This window comes from Streptomyces sp. GL_140 (assembly GCF_057834465.1).
This window is the reverse complement of the sequence record NZ_CM174404.1, coordinates 3,348,907-3,373,707: the sequence shown is the minus strand read 5'-3', so window position 1 is coordinate 3,373,707 and position 24,801 is coordinate 3,348,907. Positions and strand designations below refer to the sequence as shown.

The window sequence follows — 24,801 nt, the reverse complement described above, 5'->3', positions numbered from 1 at the left end:
TGAGAGATTGCTAAATTCACACTGTGAAGGAGGCTGTCGTGGATGTGGCGCCGGTAGGCTCGCGCGCATGCCGGAACAGACCCCCACCTCCCCGGATTCCACCGCCCCGGAAATCACCGCCGCCGAGATCGCCCGCCTCGCCGGAGTCGGTCGCGCCGCCGTGAGCAACTGGCGCCGTCGGCACACCGACTTCCCCAAGCCCGTCGGCGGCACCGAGACCAGCCCCTCCTTCGCCCTCACCGAAGTGACGGACTGGCTGCGGGCGCAGGGCAAGCTCGCCGAGGTCCCGCTGCGCGAGCGCGTCTGGCAGCACGTGGTCGCCCACTCCGGCGGCTCCGTCGCCGCGCTCGTCAAAGCGGGGGGCGCGCTGCTCCTCGTACGCGAGCGGCCCCGGGAATGGCTGGAGCTGACGGCCGTCTCCGACGAGCGGATGGCCGCCCTGCTGCCGGCCGCCCTCGACCGGGTGCTCGGCCTGCGGCTCGGCACCGGGCACCCGCTCGGCCAGGACCACCCGCTCGGCCAGGACCGCCCCCTCGGTGCCGAAGGCGCGCCCGGCGCCGGGCACCCGCTCGGTGCCACCGGTCCGCTGCGGCCCGAGGCGATGCCCTTCCTGCGGGCCGCCGGGGAGCTGGCCGCCGAACTCGGAGCGCGCGGAGCCTTCGAGTTCCTGCTCGGCCGCCACCTCGAAGCCAACCCCCGCCAGTACACGCTCACCCCGGACGGCCTCGCCGGGCTGATGGCCGCCCTCGCCGGGCCGGCCTCCCGGACCGTCCTCGACCCGGCCTGCGGCACCGGCACCCTGCTGCGGGCCGTCCCCGGAGCCACCGCCCGCTACGCGCAGGACAGTTCGCCCGAACTCGCAGCCCTCGCCGCGCTGCGCCTCGCCCTGCACGGCGACGCCCTGGTCCGGGCGGCCGCCGCCGACAGCCTGCGCGCCGACGCCTTCGCACGCCCCGCCGCGGAACCGGTCGACGCCGTGCTCTGCCATCCCCCGTTCAACGAACGCAACTGGGGGCACGAGGAACTCGCCTACGACCCCCGCTGGGAGTACGGCTTCCCGGCCCGCGCCGAATCCGAACTCGCCTGGATCCAGCACGCCCTGTCCCACCTGCGCGAGGGCGGCACCGCCGTACTGCTCATGCCGCCCGCCGTCGCCGCCCGCCGCTCCGGCCGCCGCATCCGCGCCGACCTGCTGCGCCGGGGCGCGCTGCGGGCGGTCGTGGCACTCCCGGCGGGCGCCGCACCGCCGTACGGGATCCCGCTCCACCTGTGGGTCCTGCGGCGGCCCTCCCCGTACGGGGCGCCACCCTCGGGCCTGCTCCTCGTGGACACCGCCGGGCTCGCCGCCGAGGGGCAGGGCCGGGCCGACTGGCCCGCCGTGCACGGGGTCGTGGAGGAGACCTGGACGGCGTACGACCGCGGCGGCGAGACCCCGGACGTCCCCGGCGTCAGCCGCGTCGTCCCCGTGATCGACCTCCTCGACGACGACGTGGACCTGACCCCGGCCCGCCACCTGCCGCCGCCGACGGCCGGCACCGGCGTGGCCGAACTGGCCGCCGTACGCGAGCGGCTCGACGAGACGCTCGGCCGCGCGGCCCGGCTCACCCCGCCGCCCCCGCCCCCCGCCGTACCCGCCCGGCCGGGCGGGCCCACGGCCCGGCTGCCGCTCACCACCGTCGGCGAACTCGCCCGCGCCGGAGCCCTGGTGCTGCACGCGGGCACCGGCAGCGGATCCGGACCGGCCCCCGTGCTCACCGAGCACGACGTGGCCACGGGGACCGGGCCCTCCGGGATCCTGGTGGTCGCCGCGGACGAGCCGCTGCTCACCGCCGCCGGCGACGTGGTCGTCCCGCTCACCGGCGGGGCGGGCGCGGCCCGCGTCGTCGAAGCGGCCACCGCGGGCGCGGCGCTCGGCCGGGGCCTGCACCTGCTGCGGCCCGATCCGGCCGCGCTCGACCCCTGGTTCCTGGCCGGATTCCTGCGCGGCACCGCCAACAACCGCCGCGCCAGCAGCCACGCCTCCACCACGACACGGCTCGACGTGCGCAGGCTCCAACTGCCCCGGCTGCCCCTGGCCGAGCAGGAGGTCTACGGGGCGCGGTTCCGGGCGCTCGCCGAGTTCGAGGACGCGCTGCGGCTGGCGGCGAGGCTCGGGGAGCAGCTCGTACAGGGTTTGTACGACGGGCTGTCGGACGGCACGGTGCGGCCCGGGTAAGGGCCCGGCCGCGACCGTGCAACGGTTGGGTGCATCAGCTCACTTCCGGCCGGAAACGCTGTATACGCTCAGACCCGGAACACATCCCCGCACGGCTCGTCAGGAGTATCGATGCACGGCCCCGGCATCCCGCCGCAGCACAGTCAGCAGCCCGGCACCGACTCCACGGTGGTGCTGCGCGTGCTGTTCGCGCTGCTGCCCGTCCTGAGCTGCGGGTTCCTCGCGTGGGGCACGATGCTGCGGCTCGCGCTGATCACCCGCAGGCCCCGGGACTGGTGGCTGATGGGCGGCTCCCTGGCGGCCGAGTTCCTCTGGGTGCTGCTGAGCGGGCTCGACCAGACCCCCGACAACAGCGGCTGGCAGGCCAACCTGGGCGCCGCCGGCACGATCGTGACCGGCGTCGGCGTCGCGGTGTACTTCCTCGTGGCCGACATCCGTCACCACGCGGAGGCCCGCACGGCGCCGCCCGCGCCCTGGTACCCGGCGCCGCCCGCGCAGTACGCACCGCCGCAGCAGCAGGGTCCGGCGTACGGGTACCCGCCCGCGCCCCGGCAGGCCCCGGCGCCCGCCGCGCAGCCGGCCCCCGAGCCCGCCCCGGCTCCGGCCCCCGCCCCGCCGCGCATCGGGCAGGTCCGCGCCGAACTCGACGAGCTCAGCGAACTGCTCCGCAAGCAGCCGCCGCAGCCGGGAGGTCCGCAGCCGGGCACCCCGTATCCGGGCGCCCCGCGCCACGAGGACCCCCGCGACGACCGCGGCCCGCGCCCGTGACGGACCGCCTCATCGGAGACCGCTACCAGCTCGCCACCATCCTGGGCCAGGGCGGCATGGGCCAGGTCTGGACCGCCTACGACCGCCGCCTGGACCGCCGCGTCGCGGTCAAACTGCTGCGCCCCGACAAGGTGGCGGGCCCCGGTTCCGTGGCCGATGAGCTGCGCCGCCGCTTCGTGCGCGAATGCCGGGTCACGGCGCAGGTGGACCACCCCGGGCTGGTCACCGTGCACGACGCGGGCAGCGACGGCGACGAGCTGTACCTGGTCATGGGGTACGTGGAGGGCTCCGACCTCGCCGACCACCTGGCCGAGCACGATCCGTACCCGTGGCCGTGGGCGGTCTCGGTGATCGCGCAGCTGTGCTCGGTGCTGTCGGCCGTGCACGCGGTGCCGATCGTGCACCGGGACCTCAAGCCGCGCAACGTGATGATCCGCCCGGACGGGACCGTACTCGTCCTGGACCTGGGCGTCGCCTCGGTCATGGACACCGACACCACCCGCCTCACCAGCACCGGGTCCCCGATCGGCAGCCCCGCCTACATGGCCCCCGAGCAGGCCATGGGCGGAGCCGTCGGCCCGCACACCGACCTCTACGCCCTCGGCGTGGTGCTCTACGAGCTCCTGTCCGGCAACGTGCCCTTCGCCGGGTCCACCGCCCTCGGGGTGCTCCACCGCCACCTGTACGAACCCCCGCTCCCGGTGCGCCGACTGCGCCCCGAGGTCCCGCAACAGCTCGAAGCGGTCCTGCTGCGCCTCCTGGCGAAGGATCCGCAGGACCGGCCCGCCTCCGCGCAGGAGGTGTACGCGGCCCTCGCGCCGCTGCTGCCCCACCACGGCTCGGGCGCCCCCAGCGGCCCGCTCGACCCGACCCGCCCCTTCCTGCGCCCGCAGGCCCCTTGGCCCGACCGCGCCACGGTGATCCCTCCGCGGCCCTCCACCCCGCCCGCGCCGGTGCGGCCCGATGTCCCGGCCGCCGTGGAGGAGGCGAAGAAGCTCCTCGACCAGGGGCGGCTCACCCAGGCCGTGGACATCCTCGGCGGCATCCTCCCGGCGGCGGCCGAGCAGCACGGCGAACACTCGACGGTGGTCCGCTCCCTGCGCAAGCAGTACGCGGCCACGTTGATGGACGACGGCCAGTACCGCCGGGCCCTGCCCGAACTGCGCCGCCTCGCGGAGGAGTTCCCGGGCGGGGACCCGCGCTCACTGCGCTTCCGCTACGACGCGGCCCAGTGCCTGGAACAGCTCGGCGAACCGGCGGCGGCCCTCGCCGAGTACCGCTCGCTGCTCCCGCTCTTCGAGAACCACTACGCGAACCCGGACCCGGGCCTGCCCCTGGAGGTCCGCCGCCGGATAGCGCACCTGTTGCTCTCCCTCGGTGACCGCCCGGGTGCCCACGACACCCTGTCCCGCCTCCTCTTCGACGCGGAGCGCCTCCACGGCCCGTCCCACCCCTTCCCCGTGGAGGTCCGCCGGACCCTCCAGTGGCTGGGTCAGGTCCGCTGACGCGCGAGGGACGCCCCCGCCCGGCGCCGTGAGACCAGGAACAGGCCCGCCAGGGTCAGCAGCGCGACAGCCGCCGCCATAGCGCCCGGCACCAGCCCCGGGGGCCGGAACGAGCAGGTCAGGGTGGTGGTTCCGGGGGTCACCGGGGCCGCGACCAGGCCCAGGTACGAGGTGGCCGGGCGGCCGTCGCAGGTCCAGCCGGCGATGGCGGGTGCGGCGAGGACCGCCGTGCCCGTGGTGCCCGGCGGGAGCGTGGCGCGGATCCCCGAGGAGCCGACCCGGACGGATGCGGCCCCCGAGGTGCGCAGGGCGGCGACCGCCTCGCGTAGGCGGGTGCGGTCCAGGCAGGACAGCTGCCGGCGGGCCGGGGCGGCCCCGTCGAAGACCAGCTCCGAGGAGCGGCCGTGCGAGACGCCCATCGGCTGCAGGGCGGCCCGGTTGCGCGGCGGGTTCGCGTTCAGCCGGAAGGCCGGGCCGTCCGCCAGACGGGCCTTCGCGTTGTACTCCGGAGCCCACAGGAAGGCCTCCGTGCCCGCGCGGCAGACACCGGGGGAGAGCGGGTCCTCGTAGACCCGGGCGCCCAGCAGCAGTTCCTGGTTGGCGAAGGGCGAGGCCCCGTAGGACGGGAGCGGGCCCGGCGGGCGGACCGTGACCAGCGGCGGGACCTCCTCGCGCACGATCGTGCCGTCCGGCCGCAGCCGGGCGCCGACCGCGAAGACGGCGTCCGTCACCGGGTTGTCGAGGCTCTGCACGTTGCGGCCGCGCGAGGTCCAGCCGGCCCCGAGGGCCACCATGGTCCGGGTGAACAGGTCCGGCGTGTGGCTGCTGTAGTACGCCCCGCCCTCGCCGCCCAGCAGCATCGGGTCGTTGCCCGTCAGCGCGGGCCGTCCCGCGTCGGTGCGGTACGCCGGCCAGCCCTCGGCACCCGCCAGGGCGTCGGCGCGGGCGGTGTGGGCCCGGCCCCAGGACGGGTAGTCGTCCAGGCCCGCCAGCTTGCCCTTCTCCCCGTACGCGGTGGTCGCGGCCGCCTGGGCGAGCAGGATCAGCACCAGCGCACCCGCCGCGGGCACGGCGAGGCGGGGCCTGCGCAGCGCCCACCAGGCGGTCGCCGCCAGAGCCAGCCCGCCGCCGAACAGGCCGAGCCCCCAGGCCGTGGCCAGCGCGCTGCCGCTCGCCGCCAGGGCCACGCAGGCCAGGACGGCCGCGCCGCTCGCCAGGGCCCGGGGCCCCGGCACTCCCGCCGAGAGCCCCGCCCAGGCGGCGATCACCACGATCCCGGCCAGGACGAAGGTCTGCCGGTACGCGCTGCCGTTCGGCGTCGCGAACAGGTGCCAGGCCAGGTGCGTCGGCTTCCACTGCATCGACAGCAGCACCAGGAGCACCAGCCCCGCCCACCACAGCCGGGTCCGCCCCGCCACGGCCCGGTGGAACGGCAGGGCCGCCACCAGCAGCAGAGTCCCCGTACCGACGAACAGGGCGGGGGAGGAGAAGGAATAGGTCGCGGGCAGCAGCCGGGCCAGCAGGTCCTCGGTCGACACCGGCCGGAACGGCTTGAACCATCCCGGATAGGCCTGCTTCGAACTGAGGAAGAGGGGAAGGAGGACCGGCGCGGACAGGGCGACGCCCAGCACGGTGGCCAGAGCGGCCCGCGCGAGGACCCGTAGCCGGTCCCCGAACCCCTCCCGGACGAGCACCACCCGCACCAGCAGCACCAGGACCGCGCCCAGCGTCGCCATGTAGGCGGTGTAGAAGTTCGCCGTCCAGCAGACCGCGACGACGAGCGCCGCCGCCGTCGGGCGGCGCGAGCGCAGCGCCCATTCACCCGTCAGACACAGGAGCGGGAAGGCGATCAGCCCGTCCAGCCACATCGGGTTGTACGAGGCCTCGATCACCGACCAGCCGCACAGCGCGTACGAGGCCCCGAGCAGCCCCGCCGCCCACCACGGGCCGCGCCGCTGGGTGCGCAGCAGCCAGGCCATCGCCGCCCCCGCGGCCATCGTCTTGAGCACGACGACCACGTACACCGCGAGGTCGATGTCCTGGCGCGGGAAGAGCGCCACCAGCGGCGCGAAGGGACTGGCCAGATAGGTCCCGAAATCGGGCAGGAAGCTGGTCCCGTACCCGGACTGCCAGTTCAGCAGCAGTCCGCCCCCGGCGCGCCCGTGCAGCAGGTCCCACAGATGGGCGTGGAAGGGGACGAACTGGTTGCCGAGGTCGTTGATGCTGCGATGGCGCGGCCCGTACGGGAAGACGCGCGCGACGGCGTCCCCGGCGCACACGGCCACCGCCGGGATCAGGGCGGCGAGCGCCGAGCCCAGCAGACTCGCGCGGCGCGGCGAACGGTGCGATGAGCGGTTCGGTGAGCGGTGCGGTGTCGACATGGTGGGCCGACCTTGACAGCGCTGGAGGACCGAAGGATGACCGCCGGGTGAACGCGAACCCCAACACCCCCGGAATCGTTGGTCGAACCGGTGGCTCTGACCACCCGGACTGCATAACATCGATCACCGCACGGCCCTTGTGCACCGACGCACAATCTCCCGGCCCTGGAGGCTCCTTTGCACCGTCGCACAGCGCTCTCCGTCTCCGCCGCCCTGCTCCTGGCGGCCCCACTGCTGTCCGCGTGCTCGGGCCAAGCCCGTCCCGGCACCGCGGCCGTGATCGGCGGCGAACGGATCACCACCTCCGCGGTCCAGGCCCAGGTGAACGACGTCCGCGCCGCACAGAACCGTTCCGAACACACCTCCGAGCTCATCGCGGCCGTCCCGCAGCTGGACCGGGTCAAGCTCAGCGGGATGCTCCAGAGCCGGATCCTCGACCGGATGGCCGAGGACGCCGGGATCACCGTCACCCCCAAGGAGCTCCAGGAGGAGCGCAGGACGTTCGAGAACGACAAGGGCGTCGAGGCGTTCGAGTCGACGCTCCTCCAGAAGTTCGCCATCGCCCCGGACCAGATCGACCGCTGGGCCACCGACCAGGTGCTCTTCACCAAGCTCAACGCCAAGTACGGGCAGGGCAACCTCGCCGAGCCCGCCTCCAAGGCCGCGAGCAAGCTGGGCATCGTGGTCAACCCGCGCTACGGGGTCTGGGACCCGCAGAAGGTCTCGATCGGCGACTCCGTGACCCCGTGGATCACCCAGGTCACCCGGCCCGAGCAGCCCCCGGCCGGCGCCTAGGCGGTTCTCCCGGGAAGGTAGGTTCGGAGGGTGACTGACGACGTACCCTCCGAGCCGGCCGATCCCACCGCCGACACCAGCGCCGAGACCGGGTCCACCGGTCGCATCGTGCTGCTGACCACCAGCCACCGGGTCGCCCCCGGCGTGCTGTCCTGGCCGGCCTGGCAGACCCTGCACGCCGCGAACCGGGTGCTGTGCGCCGACCCGGATCACGTACAGCTGCCCTACCTGCGCGAAGCGGGCGTCGAGGTCGAGCACGGGACCCCGGACGCGCAGTCGCTGATCGAGGACTGCGCCGGCGGGCGCACCGTCGTCGTGGTCCTGAGCGGCGAGGGCGACCGGCGGCTCACCGACGGGCTGGCCCGCTTCGCCGGGTCGGGCCGGGTGGCCATGCCGGACCTGGAACTGCTGCCGGGCTCGTACGATCTGCCCGGCGCGCGGCTGCTCGACCTCGTCCAGGTCATGGACCGGGTCCGCCGCGAATGCCCCTGGACCTCCCAGCAGACCCACGAGGGACTGGTGAAGTACGCCATCGAGGAGGCGTACGAGCTGGTCGAGGCCATCGAGGACGGGGACCGCGAGGAGCTGCGCGAGGAGCTCGGCGACGTCCTGCTCCAGGTGGTCTTCCACGCGCGCATCGCGGAGGAGGGCGGTCCGGGCGAGGAGGACGAGCCGTTCTCCATCGACGACGTGGCCGGAGCCCTGGTGGAGAAGCTGATCCACCGCCACCCGCACGTCTTCGCGGACGCCGAGGCGAAGACCGCGGAGGACGTCAACGCGCACTGGCAGCGCACCAAGCAGGTGGAGAAGCAGCGGGAGTCGGTGACCGACGGGATCCCGCTGGGGCAGCCCGGTCTCGCGCTCGCGGCCAAGCTCGCCGGCCGGGTCCGGGCCAACGGTGTGGACGTGGAACTCCCCCGCGGCGAGGGCATCGGGTACGAGCTGCTCGAACTGGCGGCGCGCGCCGAGGCGGCGGGCACCGACCCCGAGACCGCGCTGCGCGCGGCGGCCCGGGCCTACCGGGACGCGATCCGGGCCGCCGAGGGCGTCGGCGAGTAGCCCTCGGCAGGAACGGCCGCGCTCGGCCCGATCGGGACCTGCGCTCAGTAGGTTCGGGGCGCACGGCCCGAGGGGTTGTGCCAGTGCGGGTCGGGCCGGTTCAGGAACCACTCCCCGAAGCCCATCGGCCGGCCCCCGTTGCCGTGGCCCTTGCCGCCGGCGGGTACGGAGTCGTAGAAGATCCGGTCGGTGCGGGCGCCGAGCTCCTCCAGGAGGTACGAGGTCTCGTCGATGAACTGCGCGGGACCACTGAGGTAGACGTCCTGGTCGGGCCAGAGCCCCCGGTTGCTCAGCGCGGTCGCGAGCCGGTCGGTGGCCTGGTTGCGGTGCTGCCCGGGGGCGGGGGTGATGTAGGTGACGCTCAGCCAGTCGCGGACGGCCGCGTACTCGTCGATGAGGGGGCGGTCGTAGAGGTGCGCGGCGTCCCGGGCGACGACGAAGAGCCGCGCGTCCTGATCGGGGGGATGCTCCGCCAGGTCCTCCAGCATGGCGCGGACCGGCGCCCAGCCGGTGCCGGCCGCTATGAAGCTCACCGGGCGGTCCTCGCGGCGGAAGGTCAGCTGCCCGCCGGCCGCGCCCAGCCTCAGCATGTCGCCGGGCTGCGCCTCGTGGACCAGGGAGGTACTGAGGCGGCCGCCCTCGATCCGGCTGACGTGCAGGTCGACCGTCCCGTCGGGGCGGGGCGCGTTGCCGATGGAGTACGTGCGCCAGGTCGTCGGGACCCGGTCGCTGCTCACGCTCACGTACTGGCCCGGCAGATAGGGGAGCCGGGCGTGCGGGCGCAGCGTCAGGACGGCTATGTCCTGCCCGTACTGCAGGTGGCGCACGATCTCGGCGTCCCACCAGGGCGGATCCTCGCTGGAGGCGGCGCCGGCCATCATCGCGTCGGCGATGACCTGGTAGGCCTCGCTCCAGGCCTTTTCGACCGGCGGGGTCCAGGCCTCGCCGGAGGTTTCGGCGAGCGCGGCGAGCAGGCTGGCGCCCACGGCCGCGTAGTGCTCGGGGCCCGCCAGGAACTTGCGGTGGTCGCGGCCGAGGTCGCGTAGATAGGGGAGGAGTGTTTCGTCCTCCAGGTGCGCGATCACATGGGTGAGCGCGGCGAAGAGCCGGTCCCGCTGACGCTCCATGTCCTCGAAGGAGGCCGGGAAGAGCTCACGGACTCCGGGGTTGTGCCAGAACAGGTGGGAGTAGAAGAACTTGACCGCGTGCTCGGCCCGTCTCTCCACCACCGCAAAGCTGCTTTTCAAGATCCTCACATCCACAAAACCGAAAGTAGGAATGCCGGAGAACGTGAGGTCAAGCCAAGGCCGATCTGCGGACAGCCGCGACGAATAACCCATATGGGGTGATGGGCGGCGGGCGGGATACGGTCTTCGGGTGCACGAGCAGACCCCAGAAGCCCCTGCGGCCCCCGCCGCCCCCTCTGATTCCCAGACCGGACCGACGGGACCGACCGGACCGACCGGACCGACCCTGTTCGACTGGGAGTTCGCGACCGACCCGTACCCGGCCTACGCCTGGCTGCGCGAGCACGCTCCCGTGCACCGCACCAAACTCCCCAGCGGGGTCGAGGCATGGCTGGTCACCCGGTACGCCGACGCCCGCCAGGCCCTCGCCGACCAGCGGCTCAGCAAGAACCCGTCCCACCACGAGGGATCGGCCCACGCCAAGGGCAGGACCGGGATCCCGGGGGAGCGCAAGGCGGAGCTGATGACGCACCTGCTCAACATCGACCCGCCGGACCACACCCGACTGCGGCGCCTGGTGTCCAAGGCGTTCACCCCGCGCAGGGTCGCCGAGTTCGCGCCGAGGGTCCAGGAGATCACCGACCAGCTCATCGAGCGGTTCGCGGAGAAGGGGGAGGCCGACCTCATCCACGAGTTCGCCTTCCCGCTCCCCATCTACGCCATCTGCGAGATGCTCGGCGTGCCGCGCGAGGACCAGGACGACTTCCGCGACTGGGCCGGGATGATGATCCGGCACGGCGGTGGTCCGCGCGGCGGGGTCGCGCGCTCGGTGAAGCAGATGCGGACCTACCTCGGCGAGCTCATCCACCGCAAGCGCGACGACCTCGGCGACGATCTGATCTCCGATCTGATCCGCGCCAGCGACCACGGGGACCACCTGACGGAGTCCGAGGCCACTGCCATGGCTTTCATCCTCTTGTTCGCAGGTTTTGAAACTACGGTCAATCTGATCGGCAACGGTGTCCACTCCCTCTTCATGAACCCGGACCAGCGCGAGCGCCTCCAGGCCTCCCTCGCGGCCGGTGAGAGCGCCCTGCTGGCCACCGGGGTCGAGGAACTGCTCCGCTACGACGGTCCCGTGGAGCTGGCCACCTGGCGGTTCGCCACCGAGTCCTTCGTCCTCGGCGGTCAGGACATCGCGGCGGGCGATCCGGTGCTGGTGGTCCTCGCGGCCGCCGACCGCGACCCCGAGCGCTTCGCCGAGCCGGACGCCCTCGACCTGTCGCGGACCGACAACCAGCACCTCGGATACGGGCACGGGATCCACTACTGCGTCGGCGCGCCGCTCGCCCGACTCGAAGGCCAGACCGCGCTCGCGACGCTGCTGACACGTCTGCCCGATCTGGAACTCGCCGTGCCTGCCGGTGAGCTGCGGTGGCGCGGGGGGCTCATCATGCGCGGGCTGCGCACGCTTCCGGTCCGGTTCACCCCCCAAAACGCCTGAAACCCCCATGACCGGAAGTCAGTAGCCGTCTGAACTTGTGACAGGCGTTCGAAGGCCGCTAGGTTCTGCCGTTACCCCGCCGTTATGCGAAAGGTGCAGCCTCATGCGTTCCGGGAACGGCCGCCACAGACGCCCCCGACAGGTGCCCGCACTTGTCGTCACCGCCGGAGTCGCCGGCTCCGCGCTCGCCCTGCCGCTGCTTGCGGCCACCGGTGCGAGTGCCGCCGAGACCTCCACCTGGGACAAGGTCGCCGAGTGCGAGAGCGGTGGCACCTGGAGCGCGAACTTCGGCAGCGGCGCTTACGGCGGGCTGCAGTTCACCCAGGAGCAGTGGAAGAACGCCGGCGGGCTCGACTTCGCCGAGCGCCCCGACCTCGCCAGCCGGTCCCAGCAGATCGCGGTGGGCGAGCGGGTCCTGGCCTCCCAGGGCCCGCAGGCGTGGCCCCTGTGCGCGGCGCCGGCCGGGCTCTCGCAGCAGGGTCCCGCGGCCGAGGTGGACCCGGGCCTGCCCGGAGGCGGTGACGCCGCCTCGCACTCCGTGTCCCGCCCGGACGGCAAGATCCCGTACCTCGGGACGCCCCGGCCCTCCACGGACTTCGGGGCCCCGACCCCCGCGGCCCCGACTCCGACCCCCTCCCCTTCGGGCACGCCGTCCTTCCTGCTGCCCGACTACCCGCTGCCCGTCATGCCGCTGCCGGAGCCGCCGACGACGACTCCGGGGCTCCCGGGCGACCCGACGGCGCCCGTGACGCCCACGGACCCGACGGCCCCCACCGTCCCGACCTCGCCGTCCACGGACCCGACCGCACCCGTGACGCCCACGGATCCGACGTCTCCCGCGCACCCGGCCGACCCGGCGGCGCCCACGACGCCGGCCGTCCCCGCCGATCCGGCGGCGCCCGCCCCGACCGCCGACCCGACCGTCCCGGCGACCCCGGGAGCCACCACGGACCCGGCCGCCCCGGCTGCCGGTGCCGGTAAGCACCGCGGCCCGGCCGCGGTTGAGGCGCCCGTCACGTCTGATGCCGCGTCGGACCCCGCGTACACGGTGAAGGAGGGCGACAGCCTTGCCACCATCGCGGACGCCAACGGAGTGAAGGGCGGCTGGAACGCGCTCTACAAGGCCAACGAGCAGGTCATCGGCGAGGACGCCAACCTGATCAAGCCCGGCCAGAACCTGGATCTAACGCACGAATAGCGACACTTGGGGCGCCCGGAACCACCTGATTGTCCGTTTTCCGTAAGTGAGACATGTGTCTCTTCCGGTCAACTGGCGTGTCCGGTCCGGAGGGTTCCGCAAACCCCGTCCTCACCTGCGCAAACGCCCCTGTGGAGAGCGCAAGTAGGCACCGTTTCTCCCCGATGTCCCTCGTTGAACATCGGGGGGAGACCTGTCTACCTTCTGAATCGCTCGCCACCGCGGGCTCCTTCGACCGCATCGCCGAATCCTGCCGGCGGACGGAGGGAACACTCGTCGCGCAAGCGCCGAAGGCAGGAGCGGGGGAACCAAGGTAGGCGCCGGAACCGGCCGTTGAGAGACGGTCACGGAACCGGCTAGGGGTTAAGACAGGCGCTAGGTCGCCTGGCCGGGCACTCACTCGCCCGAACCCGACAGCTCACCTCGAAGGCGTCGGTGAGGAGAACTCCATGCTGCTTTCCGCCAAGGGCAAGCACCGCCGCGGCTCCAAGGCCGTTCGGCTCGTCACGCTGGCCGGCGTCGCCGGTGTCGCCGTCGCGGCTCCGCTGATGGCCGCGGGCACCGCTTCCGCCGCGACCGCTTCCGAGTGGGACCGCGTCGCTTCCTGTGAGTCCGGTGGCAACTGGGCCATCAACACGGGCAACGGCTACTACGGCGGCCTGCAGTTCTCGTCGTCCACGTGGGCCGCGTACGGCGGCAAGGCGTACGCCGCGCAGGCCAACCAGGCTTCCAAGTCCCAGCAGATAGCCATCGCCGAGAAGGTCCTCAAGGGCCAGGGCAAGGGCGCCTGGCCGTCCTGCGGCGTCGGCCTGTCGAACGGCGCCTACACCGGTGGCGGCTCGACCGAGACCGCCCCGAAGAAGACCGAGACGAAGAAGCAGGAGAAGAAGGCCGAGCCGAAGAAGGAGACCAAGCGCTCCGAGGCCTCGACCACCAACCGCTCCGAGCGTCCGGCCGCCACCTCCAAGCCGAAGACCGAGGCCCCCAAGACCGGCAACGGCTCCTACGAGGTCAAGTCCGGCGACACGCTGGGCACCATCGCCGAGGCGAACAACGTCTCCGGCGGCTGGGAGAAGCTCTTCGAGCTCAACAAGGACATCGTCTCGGACGCCGACCTGATCTTCCCGGGTCAGAAGCTGAAGCTCAGCTGAACCTTGCGGCAACAGCCGCGGTAGCGTCCGCAACACGCAGAATTCCCACCGCCCGGCGCGTACCCCCCACGCGCCGGGCGGTGCTGCGTGCCGGGCCCATCGCCCGGCGGCAGGCCCGGCGCGCCCCCCGAGGAAGAGCCCTATGTCCTGTAAGGGGGGTATTCGGGCCCTTTTTCGTCCCACAGCCCGGTTGATCGGGTCGCCGACCGCCCGGAGCCGGTTAGGCTCTAGGCGGCAAGGCCATCCCACGGCCTGACATGCCACCGCACACTCAGCGTCACATCCCAGAAGGAGATGCTCGTGCCGTCCATCGACGTCGTCGTAGCCCGGGAAATCCTGGACTCCCGAGGCAACCCCACGGTCGAGGTCGAGGTGGGCCTCGACGATGGCAGCACCGGCCGTGCTGCTGTTCCGTCCGGCGCCTCCACCGGAGCGTTCGAAGCCGTAGAGCTCCGTGACGGTGACCCCAACCGCTACATGGGCAAGGGTGTCGAGAAGGCCGTCCTCGCCGTCATCGAGCAGCTCGGCCCGGAGCTCGTCGGCTACGACGCCACCGAGCAGCGCCTGATCGACCAGGCGATGATCGACCTGGACGCCACCGAGAACAAGGGCTCCCTCGGCGCCAACGCCATCCTCGGTGTCTCCCTCGCCGTCGCGCACGCCGCGTCCGAGGCCTCCGACCTCCCGCTCTTCCGCTACCTGGGCGGTCCGAACGCGCACCTGCTGCCCGTTCCGATGATGAACATCCTCAACGGTGGGTCGCACGCCGACTCCAACGTCGACATCCAGGAGTTCATGATCGCCCCGATCGGCGCGGAGTCCTTCTCCGAGGCCCTTCGCTGGGGTGCCGAGGTCTACCACACCCTCAAGAAGGTCCTGCACACCAAGGGCCTCTCCACGGGTCTGGGCGACGAGGGCGGCTTCGCGCCGAACCTGGAGTCCAACCGCGCCGCGCTCGACCTCATCGTCGAGGCCATCAAGCAGGCCGGTTACGTCCCGGGCACCCAGATCGCGCTCGCGCTCGACGTGGCCGCGTCCGAGTTCTACAAGGACGGCAACTACGAGTTCGAGGGCAAGTCCCGCTCGGCCGCCGAGATGACCGACTACTACGCCGAGCTCGTCGAGGCGTACCCGCTCGTGTCCATCGAGGACCCGCTGTTCGAGGACGACTGGGCCGGCTGGAAGACCCTCACCGACCGCCTGGGCTCCAAGGTCCAGATCGTCGGCGACGACCTCTTCGTCACCAACCCGGAGCGCCTCGCCCGTGGTATCGAAGAGGGCTCGGCCAACGCCCTGCTCGTCAAGGTGAACCAGATCGGCTCGCTCACCGAGACGCTGGACGCCGTCGAGATGGCCCAGCGCAACGGCTTCAAGTGCATGATGTCGCACCGCTCCGGCGAGACCGAGGACGTCACCATCGCCGACCTCGCGGTCGCCGTGAACTGCGGCCAGATCAAGACCGGCGCCCCGGCCCGCTCGGACCGCGTCGCCAAGTACAACCAGCTGCTGCGTATCGAGGAGATCCTCGACGACGCCGCGGTGTACGCGGGCCGCAGCGCGTTCCCGCGCTTCAAGGGCTGAACGGTCCTTTAGGGGCGCAAGCCTCCCTACGTCCCCGCACTCGGTCCCGTACCGTGTGCGGGGACGTATTGCGTAGTGCGTATATAGGGGAGGCGGATCAATGGCCGAGAACCGGGACCGGTTCGCCACGTTCTCGACCGCGACCAGGCTCAAGCAGCTGGGCGAGCGGACCGCGGCGCACGTCTACCGCTCGCAGTCCCGCCGCCAGGTCCGCCGCAGCCGGCTCACCGGCCGGGCCGCCCTGCTCGTCCTGGTCCTCTGTACCCTGGTCGTCGCCCTCGCGTATCCGATGCGCCAGTACGTGTCCCAGCGCTCGGAGATCGCGGAGCAGCAGAAGGCCGCCGTCTCCGCGCGGGACCGGCTGGAGAGGCTGCGCGACGAGAAGGCCCGCTGGCAGGACAACGCGTACGCGGAACAGCAGGCGCGCAAGCACCTGCACTTCGTCCGGCCGGGCGAGATCAGCTACATCATGAACGACCCCGCGGCCGAGGCGGCCGAGCACCGCCGCAGCGGACAGGCCGCCACCGACCGGCCCTGGTACTCCAACGTCTGGGACGGCGTCGACAAGGCCGACCGCCCGGGCGACTGAGTCCCACCCATCCACGATTACGAAAAGACTTCCTCCAGGCATGCAGACCCCCCCGCCCCAGACCGACCGGACCGAGCCGACCGCCGCCGACATCGAGGCGTTCCAGCAGCAGCTCGGCCGCCCGCCGCGCGGGCTGCGCGCCATCGCGCACCGCTGCCCCTGCGGGCAGCCGGACGTGGTGGAGACCGCCCCCCGGCTCCCCGACGGCACGCCCTTCCCGACGCTGTACTACTTGACCTGCCCGCGCGCCGCCGGTGCGATCGGCACGCTGGAAGCCAACGGCGTGATGAAGCAGATGCAGGCCAGGCTGGCCGAGGACCCGGAGCTGGCCGCCGCCTACCGGGCCGCCCACGAGGACTACATCACCCGCCGCGACGCCATCGAGGTGCTCGAGGGCTTCCCGAGCGCCGGCGGCATGCCGGACCGGGTGAAGTGCCTGCACGTCCTGGTCGGCCACTCGCTGGCCGCGGGTCCGGGCGTGAACCCGTTCGGCGACGAGGCCCTGGCGATGCTGCCCGAGTGGTGGGCCAAGGGTGCCTGCGTCACCCCGTGCGCCGAGAAGTCGGAGCCGCAGGCGTGAGGCGCGTCGCGGCCGTCGACTGCGGTACGAACTCCATCCGCCTCCTCGTCGCCGACCTGGACCCCGCGACCGGGGAGTTCACCGAACTGGACCGCCGGATGACCGTCGTCCGCCTCGGCCAGGGCGTGGACAAGACGGGCCGGCTGGCCCCTGAGGCGCTGGAGCGCACCTTCGCTGCCTGCCGCGAGTACGCGGCGGTCATCAAGGAGCTCGGTGCCGAGCGCGTGCGCTTCGTGGCCACCTCGGCCTCCCGGGACGCCGAGAACCGGGACGAGTTCGTGCGGGGCGTGCTGGACATCCTGGGCGTGGAGCCCGAGGTGATCTCCGGTGACCAGGAGGCCGAGTTCTCCTTCACCGGCGCCACGAAGGAGCTGAAGGGCACCGACCACCTGGAGAAGCCCTTCCTGGTGGTGGACATCGGCGGCGGCTCCACCGAGTTCGTGGTCGGCGAGGAGCACGTCCGGGCCGCCCGGTCCGTGGACGTCGGCTGCGTGCGGATGACCGAGCGCCACCTGGTGGCCGCCGACGGCACGGTCACCGACCCGCCGTCCGAGGCGCAGGTCGCCGCCATACGGTCCGACATCGAGGCGGCGCTGGACCTGGCCGCCCAGAGCGTTCCGCTGGCCGAGGCGCGCACCCTGGTCGGCCTGGCCGGTTCGGTGACCACGGTCGCCGCGATCGCGCTGGGACTGTCGGAGTACGACTCCGCGGCGATCCACCACGCGCGGATCTCCTACGGGACGGTCCGCGAGGTCAGCGAGCGGATGCTGAGCCTGACGCACGCCGAGCGCGCTGCGATCCCGGTGATGCACCCGGGCCGCGTGGACGTGATCGGGGCGGGCGCCCTGGTCCTCCTGGCCGTCATGGAGCGGATCGGCGCCACGGAGGTCGTGGTCTCGGAGCACGACATCCTCGACGGCATCGCCTGGTCGGTCGGCTGACGGGAGTGCCCGAGGGCCCTTTCGGGGGCCTTGCGGAGGCCTTTGGTCCCGTCGTCCACATGAACTTCGTGAAGTTCTTCACAAGGAAAAGATGCCCGCGAGGGCTCTTGAGGCGCCTTTTGGGTGACCCGGGGGCCCTCCGGGCCTTCTTTTTGTGAGCGTTCGTGTGAATGGCGGCCGCCGCGGGGGTCCGTCGGTAGGTATCGACGAACCCGGTGGTCTACTCCGCTTAAGGGGCTGGAGGCCAGTTCAGGCCTGGTGTTCAACGACTCCCGTTACGCCCTGGTTCCCGCCGCACGCCATGACCTCGGTCACGTGGGCGGCGGAGTGTAGCAGAGGGTCTCCAGGCCCTTGTGAAGGGGCTCACGAGCGTCACCCCTTGGGGTGCTGGATACTCGTTCCATGAGCACCACGGAGCGTCCCAGGATCCTCGTTGTAGGAGGTGGGTACGTAGGCCTGTACGCAGCCAAGCGCATCATGAAGAAGATGCGCTACGGCGAGGCGACCGTCACGGTCGTCGACCCGCGCTCGTACATGACCTACCAGCCCTTCCTCCCCGAAGTGGCCGCAGGCAGCATCTCGCCTCGGCACGTAGTCGTCCCGTTGCGACGCGTGCTTCCCAAGGCTGAGGTTCTCACCGGCCGGGTCACCAGCATCGACCAGGACCGCAAGGTCGCCGTCGTCACGCCGCTCGTCGGCGAGGCGTACGAGCTGCCTTTCGACTACCTGGTGATCGCGCTCGGCGCCATCTCCCGCACCTTCCCGATCCCCGGCCTCGCCGAACAGGGCATCGGCATGAAGGGCGTCGAAGAGGGCATCGGCCTGCGCAACCACGTCCTTGAGCAGCTGGACAAGGCCGAGTCCACGACGGACGAGGACGTCCGCCGCAAGGCCCTCACCTTCGTCTTCGTCGGCGGCGGCTTCGCCGGCGCGGAGACCATAGGCGAGGTCGAGGACATGGCCCGCGACGCCGCGAAGTACTACACCAGCATCAAGCGCGAGGACATGCGCTTCATCCTGGTCGACGCGGCCGACAAGATCCTTCCCGAGGTCGGGCCCAAGCTCGGCACCTGGGGCAAGGAGCACCTCGAGTCCCGCGGCATCGAGATCTACCTCAACACCTCCATGGACTCCTGCGTGGACGGCCACGTGGTGCTGAAGAACGGCCTCGAGGTCGACTCCAACACCCTGGTGTGGACCGCGGGCGTCAAGCCCAACCCGGTGCTGGCCCGCTACGGCCTGCCGCTGGGCCCGCGCGGTCACGTGGACGCCGAGCCGACCCTCCAGGTCAAGGGCACGGACTACATCTGGACCGCCGGCGACAACGCCCAGGTGCCGGACCTCGCCGCCCGCAAGGCCGGCGTGGAGAACGCCTGGTGCCCGCCGAACGCCCAGCACGCGCTGCGCCAGGCCAAGGTCCTCGGCGACAACGTCATCTCGGGCATGCGGGGCTTCCCGCAGGCCGAGTACTCGCACTCCAACAAGGGTGCGGTGGCGGGCCTCGGCCTCCACAAGGGCGTCGCGATGATCGTCATGGGCAAGATGAAGATCAAGCTCAAGGGCCGGCTCGCCTGGTACATGCACCGTGGCTACCACGGCATGGCCATGCCGACCTGGAACCGCAAGATCCGCGTCTTCGCCGACTGGACCCTCGGCATGTTCCTCAAGCGCGAAGTCGTCTCCCTCGGTGCCCTGGAGACCCCCCGCGAGGAGTTCTACGAGGCCGCCAAGCCGGCTCCGGCCGCCGCCGCTGCCCCGGCCGAGAAGGCCAAGGCCTCCTGACCGGGTTCGGCCGAACTCCCCCAGCGTGACCCCGAAGGGGCCGCCCGCCATCCGTGGTGCGGGCGGCCCCTTCGGCGTGTCCGGCGGATTGTCCGGACCCGAGGTGGGGTAGAGCCTTGGGTCGGACCGTTTTCGGAGGTGTGTGCCATGACCGACGCCGCGCCGCGGCTGGCCGCTGTGGCCGAGACCCTGCTCGGCGCCCCCCTGCCCGTGCGCGTCAGGGCCTGGGACGGCAGTGAAGCGGGGTCGCCCGCCGGCCCCGTACTCGTCTTCCACCGTCGCCGCGCCCTGCGCCGCCTGCTGTGGAAGCCGGGCGAACTGGGGCTGGCCCGGGCCTGGGTGTCCGGGGACATGACGGTGGAGGGCGATCTGTTCGCCCTCCTGGACCGGGTGGCGCCGCTGCTGTGGGAGCGCAGCCGCCCCCCGGGCGAGGAACCGCGGCCCGAGGCCTCCGCCGGGAGGCTCGCGCTGCTGCGCGATCCCGCGGCGCGCGCCGCCGTACGGGACCTCGTGGGTCTCGCGCGGCCGTGGCGGGCACCCGCCCCGCCGCCCGAGGAGGCGCTCCGGCGCGGCGGGCCGCGCCACACCAAGGTCCGCGACCGTGCGGCCATCAGCCACCACTACGACGTGGGCAACGAGTTCTACGCCCACGTCCTGGGCCCCTCGATGGTGTACTCCTGCGCCTACTGGAGCCCCGGCGGCACCCTGGAGGAGGCCCAGCGCGACAAGCTCGACCTGGTCTGCCGCAAGCTCGCCCTCAAGCCGGGGGACCGGCTCCTGGACGTCGGCTGCGGCTGGGGCTCGATGGCCCTGCACGCGGCCCGCGAGTACGGGGCCAGGGTCACCGGGATCACGCTCTCGCGCGAGCAGGCCGCGTTCGCCCGCAAGCGGGTCGCCGAGGAGGGGCTGGCGGACCTGATCGACATCCGGGTCCAGGACTACCGCGACGTCAAGGACGGCCCGTACGAGGCCATTTCCTCCATCGGCATGGCCGAGCACGTGGGTTCCGACCGCTACCGGGCCTACGCCCGCACCCTGTACGGGCTGCTGCGGCCCGGCGGACGGCTGCTGAACCACCAGATCGCCCGCCGCCCGGAGCAGGACGAAGAGGCCTACCGGATCAACGAGTTCATAGACGCCTACGTTTTCCCCGACGGGGAGCTCTCCCCGCTCGGCACCACCGTCGGCGAACTGGAGCGGGCCGGCTTCGAGGTCCGCGACGTGGAGGCGCTGCGCGAGCACTACGCGCTCACCCTGCGGGCCTGGGTGACACGGCTGGAGGAGCACTGGGAGGAGGCGGTCCGGCTCACCTCGCCGGGCCGGGCCCGGGTCTGGAAGCTCTACATGGCCGCTTCGGCCCTCGGCTTCGAGCACAACCGGCTCGGGGTCAACCAGGTGCTCGCCGTGCGCACCGAGGGGCCGGGCCGGGCGGACTCCGGGATGCCGCTGCGCGCCCGCGAGTGGCCGGCGCAGCCGGGCCCGTGACGACGAAGGGCCCCGCGGCCGCCTCTCGGCGGCCGCGGGGCCCTTCGTTCGTGCCCTGTGCTACTCGGTCTTGATGGCGGTCAGCATGTTCAGCCGGGCCGCGCTGCGGGCGGGCCACATGGCCGCCAGGGCACCGACGATGCCGGCCAGCAGCATGAAGATCGCGATCCGGTCGAAGGGGATGACCAGGGCGTAGTGCGGGATCGAGGTCTTGATGGCCTCGCCGACGGCCCAGGCGATGAAGGTGCCGAGGGCCACGCCGATCACCGCACCGAAGAGCGAGATCACGATGGCCTCCAGGCGGATCATGTTCTTGACCCGGCCCCGGTCCAGGCCGATCGCCCGCAGCATGCCGATCTCCTGGGTCCGCTCGTAGACGGACATCGCCAGGGTGTTGACCACGCCGAGCACCGAGATGATCAGCGCCATGGCGAGCAGGCCGTACATGATGTTCAGGGCGGTGTTGATCATGCCGCCCATGTCGTTGCGGATGTCCTGCTGGGTGGCGAAGGTGATCGCCGGGTTCTTGCCGAGGGCGTCGACGAGGGTCTGCTGGGCCTTGGCGGAGGCGCCGGCGTCCATCTTGACGTAGACCTCGCGCAGGTCCGGCTTCTCGCTGTGCTGGGAGAGGACCTTGTAGTCGATCACGTAGGGGAAGAGCATGCCCTCCATGTCCTTGTAGATCGCGCCGACCTTCAGGTCCGCCTTCTTGTTGTCCGTGAAGGTGGCCTTCAGGGTGGAGCCGACGGAAAGGCCCTGCTTTTTCGCGGTCTTCTCGGAGACCAGCAGTTCGCCCTTGGCAAGGCTGCTGAGCTGCCCGCTGAGCACGTCGACGTTGAGGAGTTCGCCGATGGTGGCCGGGTTGACGCCGGAGACGGTGAGGTAGTCCCTGCCGTCACCGATCCGGATGTCGCCGAGCTGCTGCGGGGAGGCCGCCTTGACGCCCGGGGTCTTCTCCAGGGCCGGGAGCACGGAGGGGTCCAGGCCGCCGAAGCTCTCGCCCATGGCGATCTTGTAGTCGGCCTTGAGGTTGTCCGTGGTCCCGCGGTCGACGGACTTGCCCATCGTGATGCCGAGCACCGACAGAGCGGTGACCAGGCTCAGGCCGATGGCCAGCGAAGCGGCGGTGACGGCGGTGCGGCGCGGGTTGCGGACCGCGTTCTGCGCGGCCAGCTTGCCGGCCACGCCGAACACCTTCGTCAGCATCGGGCGGACGGCCGCGATGACCGGGCGCGAGAGGGCCGGCAGCAGGATGATGATGCCGATCATCGTGAAGAAGGCGCCGGCACCGATCAGCACCTTGCCGTTCTCGCCGGCCAGGGCGCCGCCCAGGATGCCGAGCAGGCCGAGCAGGGTGCTCCCGCCGCCGATGCTGTTGCGCAGCACCAGGGACTTCGCGGTGGCCGGGAGGTGGGCGCTGCCCATGGCGGCGACCGGGGCGATCCGGGAGGTGCGGATGGCCGGGACCAGGGCGGCGATCACCGTGACGAAGACGCCGATGGCGATCGCGGCGAGGATGGTGGTGGGGGCGACGACGAGCGGACCGGCCGGGATCTTGGCGCCGAAGGCGCCGATCGCGGAGCGCATGCCGACGGCCAGACCGATGCCGGCCACCAGGCCGATGGCGGAGGAGATCACGCCGACGACCAGGGCCTCGGCCAGGACCGAGTTCTGGACCTGACCGCGGTTGGCACCGATGGCGCGCAGCAGGGCCAGTTCCTTCGTGCGCTGGGCGACCAGCATGGTGAAGGTGTTGTAGATCAGGAACACGCCGACGAAGAGCGAGATCAGCGCGAAGACCATGAGCATCTGGTTCATGTTGCTCATGCCGCGCTCGATGTTCTTGGCCTGCTCGGCCGCGAGCACCGCGCCGGTCTGGGCCTTGGCGTCCTTGCCGACGAGCGGCTTGATATCGGCGAGCAGCTGGTCGGCACTGGTGCCGGCCTTGGCGCTGACCGACAGCTCGCTGTAGAAGCCGGGCTCCAGGTAGAGCTGCTGGGCGGTCGGGGTGTCGAACAGGACGAGCGAGCCGCCCGCGTTGACCGCGCCGTCCTCGGTGGTGAAGACGCCGGTGAGGGTGTACTCCTTGGCCGGGCGGTTGTCGGCCACCCGGACCTTGTCGCCGACCTGGTACTTGCCGCGCTTGGCCGTCTCCTTGTCGAGGGCGATCTCGCCGGCCTTGGCCGGGCCGTTGCCCTCGGTGAAGGTGTAGCGGGGGTCCTTGCCGTCCTTGAGCGGGACGAAGTTGGCGCCGGTGTTGGACCAGCCGTTGCCGATCAGCTTGCCGTCCTGGTCGCCCACGGCGGCGAAGCCGTGCACGCGGCCGGAGGCGATGTCGACCCCGCCCAGGGCCTTGACCTTGTCGAGGGTCTGCTGGCTGATGCCCGGCTCGCCCTCCTTGTCGCCCTCGTCGTTGCGGGGGGCGCCGTAGGGGGTGACCGAGACGGCCACGCCGGCGAAGCTCTTGGCGGACTGGTCCGACATCGCCTTGCCGACGGTGTCGGTGAAGACGAGGGTGCCGGAGACGAAGGAGACGCCGAGGACGACGGCGAGCACCGTCATCAGCAGTCGGGCCTTGTGCGCGAGCACGTTGCGCAGGGCGGTACGGAACATGGTGGAGGAGTCCAGGGGTAAGGGGTCAGCGGGACGGACGTCTGCGAGGGGGAGACGTCCCTCAGCTGGTGCGGCCCTTGGCGTCGAAGGCCTTCATGCGGTCGAGCACGCCGTCGGCGGTCGGGTGCAGCATCTCGTCGACGATGCGGCCGTCGGCCAGGAAGATGACGCGGTCCGCGTAGGAGGCGGCGGCCGGGTCGTGGGTGACCATCACGACGGTCTGGCCGAGTTCGCGTACGGAGTTGCGCAGGAAGCCGAGGACCTCTGCGCCCGAGCGGGAGTCGAGGTTTCCGGTCGGCTCGTCACCGAAGATGATCTCCGGGCGCGAGGCCAGGGCGCGGGCCACCGCCACGCGCTGCTGCTGGCCGCCGGAGAGCTGGGTGGGCCGGTGGCTCAGGCGCTCGGAGAGGCCGATCATGCTGATCACCGAGTCCAGCCACTGCCGGTCGGGCTTGCGGCCCGCGATGTCCATGGGGAGCGTGATGTTCTCCAGGGCGGTCAGCGTCGGCAGCAGGTTGAAGGCCTGGAAGATGAAGCCGATCTTGTCCCGGCGCAGCTGCGTGAGCTGCTTGTCCTTGAGGGTGGACAGCTCGGTCTCGCCGATCCGCACGGACCCTGCGGAGAAGGTGTCCAGGCCGGCCACGCAGTGCATCAGCGTGGACTTGCCGGAGCCCGATGGGCCCATGATCGCGGTGAACTGTCCTTGGGCGAAGTCGACCGAGACGTTGTCCAGGGCGACCACCTGGGTCTCGCCCTGGCCGTACACCTTGGAGAGGCCGGTGGCGCGCGCGGCGACGGCCTGGGAGGTGTGCGGGGCGTAGTTCATGGTGGTCACGGGGGCGACTCCTGACGGGAACTGGGCCTGCGGACCGGGCTCACGGTCCGCGGTTCTGCGGGACCCTTCCATCGTCGTGGCGGCCATTGCGTTCCGGATCAGCCGTGATGCCCGTTCTACGGCCCACTGGAGTCTGACCGCGCGGGGGCCGGTCTCCTCCTCTGGTATGACGGCCGACTGCCCGGAGTAGGGGGGAGGGGTCCGGTGGCGGCCGCGGGCGAGGGGGGGTGGCGCACGGGGTGGCGCGGGCCGACGAAATCCCGTCAATCCCACGGCGGGCATGATCGACGCGGAGAGGGTGTCGACCGTGCGTTCTGTGCGCTGACGCCCCATCAATCACCAATAAAATCAGACAACATCGTCCGAACTCCCAGGTGGGGGCCCAAGTGCTCCGGATAGACTCGCCGGCAGGGTTTCAGGGCTGTTCCCAGGGGGGCCGCTACGCCCTGCCCGGATGGTGGAATGCAGACACGGCGAGCTTAAACCTCGCTGACCTTCGGGTCGTGCCGGTTCAAGTCCGGCTTCGGGCACGAGGACGTACCGCGGGGTGCGGACATGCGGACGGCGGGGGCGCCCGATGGCCCCCGCCGTTCTGTTTCCTGGCCCCGCAGGCTCTCGCCGGGTCCGACCGT

At 71.9% G+C, this 24,801-nt stretch carries 18 protein-coding genes, 1 tRNA gene and 1 riboswitch; of the genes, 15 read left to right on the top strand and 4 right to left on the bottom strand.

Translation table 11 applies throughout. From position 1 onward, the window contains the following. The first annotated feature begins 67 nt into the window (after window positions 1–67). From AC3IYJ_RS15635 to AC3IYJ_RS15625, 3 genes are all read left to right on the top strand, one after another. Window positions 68–2,215, top strand: a complete 2,148-nt coding sequence (locus AC3IYJ_RS15635; protein ID WP_489401894.1) for an N-6 DNA methylase — start codon at window positions 68–70, stop codon at window positions 2,213–2,215. Between the two features lie 111 nt (window positions 2,216–2,326). After that, window positions 2,327–2,983 (top strand): hypothetical protein, encoded by a 657-nt coding sequence (locus tag AC3IYJ_RS15630; RefSeq protein WP_489401893.1) that lies wholly within the window; start codon window positions 2,327–2,329, stop codon window positions 2,981–2,983. Continuing rightward, window positions 2,980–4,488 carry a protein kinase domain-containing protein gene (locus tag AC3IYJ_RS15625; protein ID WP_489401892.1) on the top strand — a complete coding sequence of 503 codons (1,509 nt, stop codon included), beginning with the start codon at window positions 2,980–2,982 and terminating at the stop codon, window positions 4,486–4,488. The genes AC3IYJ_RS15630 and AC3IYJ_RS15625 overlap by 4 nt, the downstream gene beginning before the upstream one ends. On the opposite strand, the gene AC3IYJ_RS15620 is transcribed toward AC3IYJ_RS15625, so the two are convergent. Next, complete coding sequence (locus AC3IYJ_RS15620) at window positions 4,476–6,869, bottom strand: YfhO family protein (RefSeq protein ID WP_489401891.1); 2,394 nt, start codon at window positions 6,867–6,869, stop codon at window positions 4,476–4,478. The genes AC3IYJ_RS15625 and AC3IYJ_RS15620 overlap by 13 nt on opposite strands. A 177-nt stretch (window positions 6,870–7,046) precedes the next feature. Between AC3IYJ_RS15620 and AC3IYJ_RS15615 the strand changes: the two genes are divergently transcribed. Further along, the gene (locus tag AC3IYJ_RS15615) at window positions 7,047–7,664 is read left to right on the top strand and encodes a SurA N-terminal domain-containing protein (protein WP_489401890.1); all 618 of its coding nucleotides are present in this window, start codon (window positions 7,047–7,049) and stop codon (window positions 7,662–7,664) included. 30 nt (window positions 7,665–7,694) lie between these two features. After that, the gene (locus tag AC3IYJ_RS15610) at window positions 7,695–8,723 is read left to right on the top strand and encodes a nucleoside triphosphate pyrophosphohydrolase (protein WP_489401889.1); all 1,029 of its coding nucleotides are present in this window, start codon (window positions 7,695–7,697) and stop codon (window positions 8,721–8,723) included. A 44-nt stretch (window positions 8,724–8,767) separates the two neighbouring features. Here the strand turns inward: AC3IYJ_RS15610 and AC3IYJ_RS15605 are convergent, their stop codons facing one another. Beyond that, complete coding sequence (locus AC3IYJ_RS15605; protein WP_489401888.1) at window positions 8,768–9,952, bottom strand: globin domain-containing protein; 1,185 nt, start codon at window positions 9,950–9,952, stop codon at window positions 8,768–8,770. Window positions 9,953–10,100: 148 nt separating this feature from the next. Here AC3IYJ_RS15605 and AC3IYJ_RS15600 point away from each other — a divergent pair, with 148 nt between their 5' ends. The 9 genes from AC3IYJ_RS15600 (at window position 10,101) to AC3IYJ_RS15560 (ending at window position 20,721) form a co-directional block, all read left to right on the top strand. Further along, complete coding sequence (locus AC3IYJ_RS15600) at window positions 10,101–11,414, top strand: cytochrome P450 family protein (RefSeq protein ID WP_489401887.1); 1,314 nt, start codon at window positions 10,101–10,103, stop codon at window positions 11,412–11,414. Between the two features lie 103 nt (window positions 11,415–11,517). Then, entirely contained in the window at window positions 11,518–12,612 is a 1,095-nt protein-coding gene (locus AC3IYJ_RS15595; RefSeq protein ID WP_489401886.1) for a transglycosylase family protein, read from the top strand. Between the two features lie 275 nt (window positions 12,613–12,887). Continuing rightward, window positions 12,888–13,059: riboswitch (cyclic di-AMP (ydaO/yuaA leader) on the top strand. Between the two features lie 2 nt (window positions 13,060–13,061). Continuing rightward, window positions 13,062–13,763, top strand: a complete 702-nt coding sequence (locus AC3IYJ_RS15590) for a transglycosylase family protein (RefSeq protein WP_489401885.1) — start codon at window positions 13,062–13,064, stop codon at window positions 13,761–13,763. A gap of 294 nt (window positions 13,764–14,057) precedes the next feature. Then, a complete protein-coding gene (gene eno, locus AC3IYJ_RS15585; protein WP_243335222.1) occupies window positions 14,058–15,344 on the top strand; it encodes a phosphopyruvate hydratase in 1,287 nt (428 codons plus the stop codon). 100 nt (window positions 15,345–15,444) lie between these two features. Next, the gene (locus tag AC3IYJ_RS15580) at window positions 15,445–15,933 is read left to right on the top strand and encodes an FtsB family cell division protein (RefSeq protein ID WP_489401884.1); all 489 of its coding nucleotides are present in this window, start codon (window positions 15,445–15,447) and stop codon (window positions 15,931–15,933) included. Between the two features lie 40 nt (window positions 15,934–15,973). Next, window positions 15,974–16,513 (top strand): DUF501 domain-containing protein, encoded by a 540-nt coding sequence (locus AC3IYJ_RS15575; RefSeq protein WP_489401883.1) that lies wholly within the window; start codon window positions 15,974–15,976, stop codon window positions 16,511–16,513. Beyond that, window positions 16,510–17,454 carry a Ppx/GppA phosphatase family protein gene (locus tag AC3IYJ_RS15570; protein WP_489401882.1) on the top strand — a complete coding sequence of 315 codons (945 nt, stop codon included), beginning with the start codon at window positions 16,510–16,512 and terminating at the stop codon, window positions 17,452–17,454. Before AC3IYJ_RS15575 ends, AC3IYJ_RS15570 begins: the two co-directional genes overlap by 4 nt. Window positions 17,455–17,856: 402 nt before the next feature. After that, window positions 17,857–19,236 (top strand): NAD(P)/FAD-dependent oxidoreductase, encoded by a 1,380-nt coding sequence (locus tag AC3IYJ_RS15565; protein WP_489401881.1) that lies wholly within the window; start codon window positions 17,857–17,859, stop codon window positions 19,234–19,236. Window positions 19,237–19,383: 147 nt separating this feature from the next. Then, complete coding sequence (locus AC3IYJ_RS15560) at window positions 19,384–20,721, top strand: class I SAM-dependent methyltransferase (protein ID WP_489401880.1); 1,338 nt, start codon at window positions 19,384–19,386, stop codon at window positions 20,719–20,721. A gap of 60 nt (window positions 20,722–20,781) precedes the next feature. On the opposite strand, the gene AC3IYJ_RS15555 is transcribed toward AC3IYJ_RS15560, so the two are convergent. Together AC3IYJ_RS15555 and AC3IYJ_RS15550 are read right to left on the bottom strand one after the other, a co-directional pair. Continuing rightward, window positions 20,782–23,334 (bottom strand): ABC transporter permease, encoded by a 2,553-nt coding sequence (locus AC3IYJ_RS15555; protein ID WP_489401879.1) that lies wholly within the window; start codon window positions 23,332–23,334, stop codon window positions 20,782–20,784. 61 nt (window positions 23,335–23,395) lie between these two features. Continuing rightward, on the bottom strand, window positions 23,396–24,160 hold the full coding sequence (locus tag AC3IYJ_RS15550) for an ABC transporter ATP-binding protein (RefSeq protein ID WP_489402828.1): 765 nt from the start codon (window positions 24,158–24,160) through the stop codon (window positions 23,396–23,398). 457 nt (window positions 24,161–24,617) lie between these two features. On the opposite strand from AC3IYJ_RS15550, the gene AC3IYJ_RS15545 reads away from it, so the two are divergent. Next, a tRNA-Leu gene (locus AC3IYJ_RS15545) sits at window positions 24,618–24,699 on the top strand. Window positions 24,700–24,801: the final 102 nt, after the last annotated feature.

Bases quoted from the DNA above. Each gene is read 5' to 3' on its own strand.
- AC3IYJ_RS15630 (WP_489401893.1), top strand. From the start codon at position 2,327: ATGCACGGCCCCGGCATCCCGCCGCAGCACAGTCAGCAGCCCGGCACC.
- eno (WP_243335222.1), top strand. From the start codon at position 14,058: ATGCTCGTGCCGTCCATCGACGTCGTCGTAGCCCGGGAAATCCTGGAC.
- AC3IYJ_RS15560 (WP_489401880.1), top strand. From the start codon at position 19,384: ATGACCGACGCCGCGCCGCGGCTGGCCGCTGTGGCCGAGACCCTGCTC.
- AC3IYJ_RS15595 (WP_489401886.1), top strand. From the start codon at position 11,518: ATGCGTTCCGGGAACGGCCGCCACAGACGCCCCCGACAGGTGCCCGCA.
- AC3IYJ_RS15635 (WP_489401894.1), top strand. From the start codon at position 68: ATGCCGGAACAGACCCCCACCTCCCCGGATTCCACCGCCCCGGAAATC.
- AC3IYJ_RS15550 (WP_489402828.1), bottom strand. From the start codon at position 24,160: ATGAACTACGCCCCGCACACCTCCCAGGCCGTCGCCGCGCGCGCCACC.
- AC3IYJ_RS15555 (WP_489401879.1), bottom strand. From the start codon at position 23,334: ATGTTCCGTACCGCCCTGCGCAACGTGCTCGCGCACAAGGCCCGACTG.
- AC3IYJ_RS15575 (WP_489401883.1), top strand. From the start codon at position 15,974: ATGCAGACCCCCCCGCCCCAGACCGACCGGACCGAGCCGACCGCCGCC.
- AC3IYJ_RS15565 (WP_489401881.1), top strand. From the start codon at position 17,857: ATGAGCACCACGGAGCGTCCCAGGATCCTCGTTGTAGGAGGTGGGTAC.
- AC3IYJ_RS15620 (WP_489401891.1), bottom strand. From the start codon at position 6,869: ATGTCGACACCGCACCGCTCACCGAACCGCTCATCGCACCGTTCGCCG.
- AC3IYJ_RS15590 (WP_489401885.1), top strand. From the start codon at position 13,062: ATGCTGCTTTCCGCCAAGGGCAAGCACCGCCGCGGCTCCAAGGCCGTT.
- AC3IYJ_RS15580 (WP_489401884.1), top strand. From the start codon at position 15,445: ATGGCCGAGAACCGGGACCGGTTCGCCACGTTCTCGACCGCGACCAGG.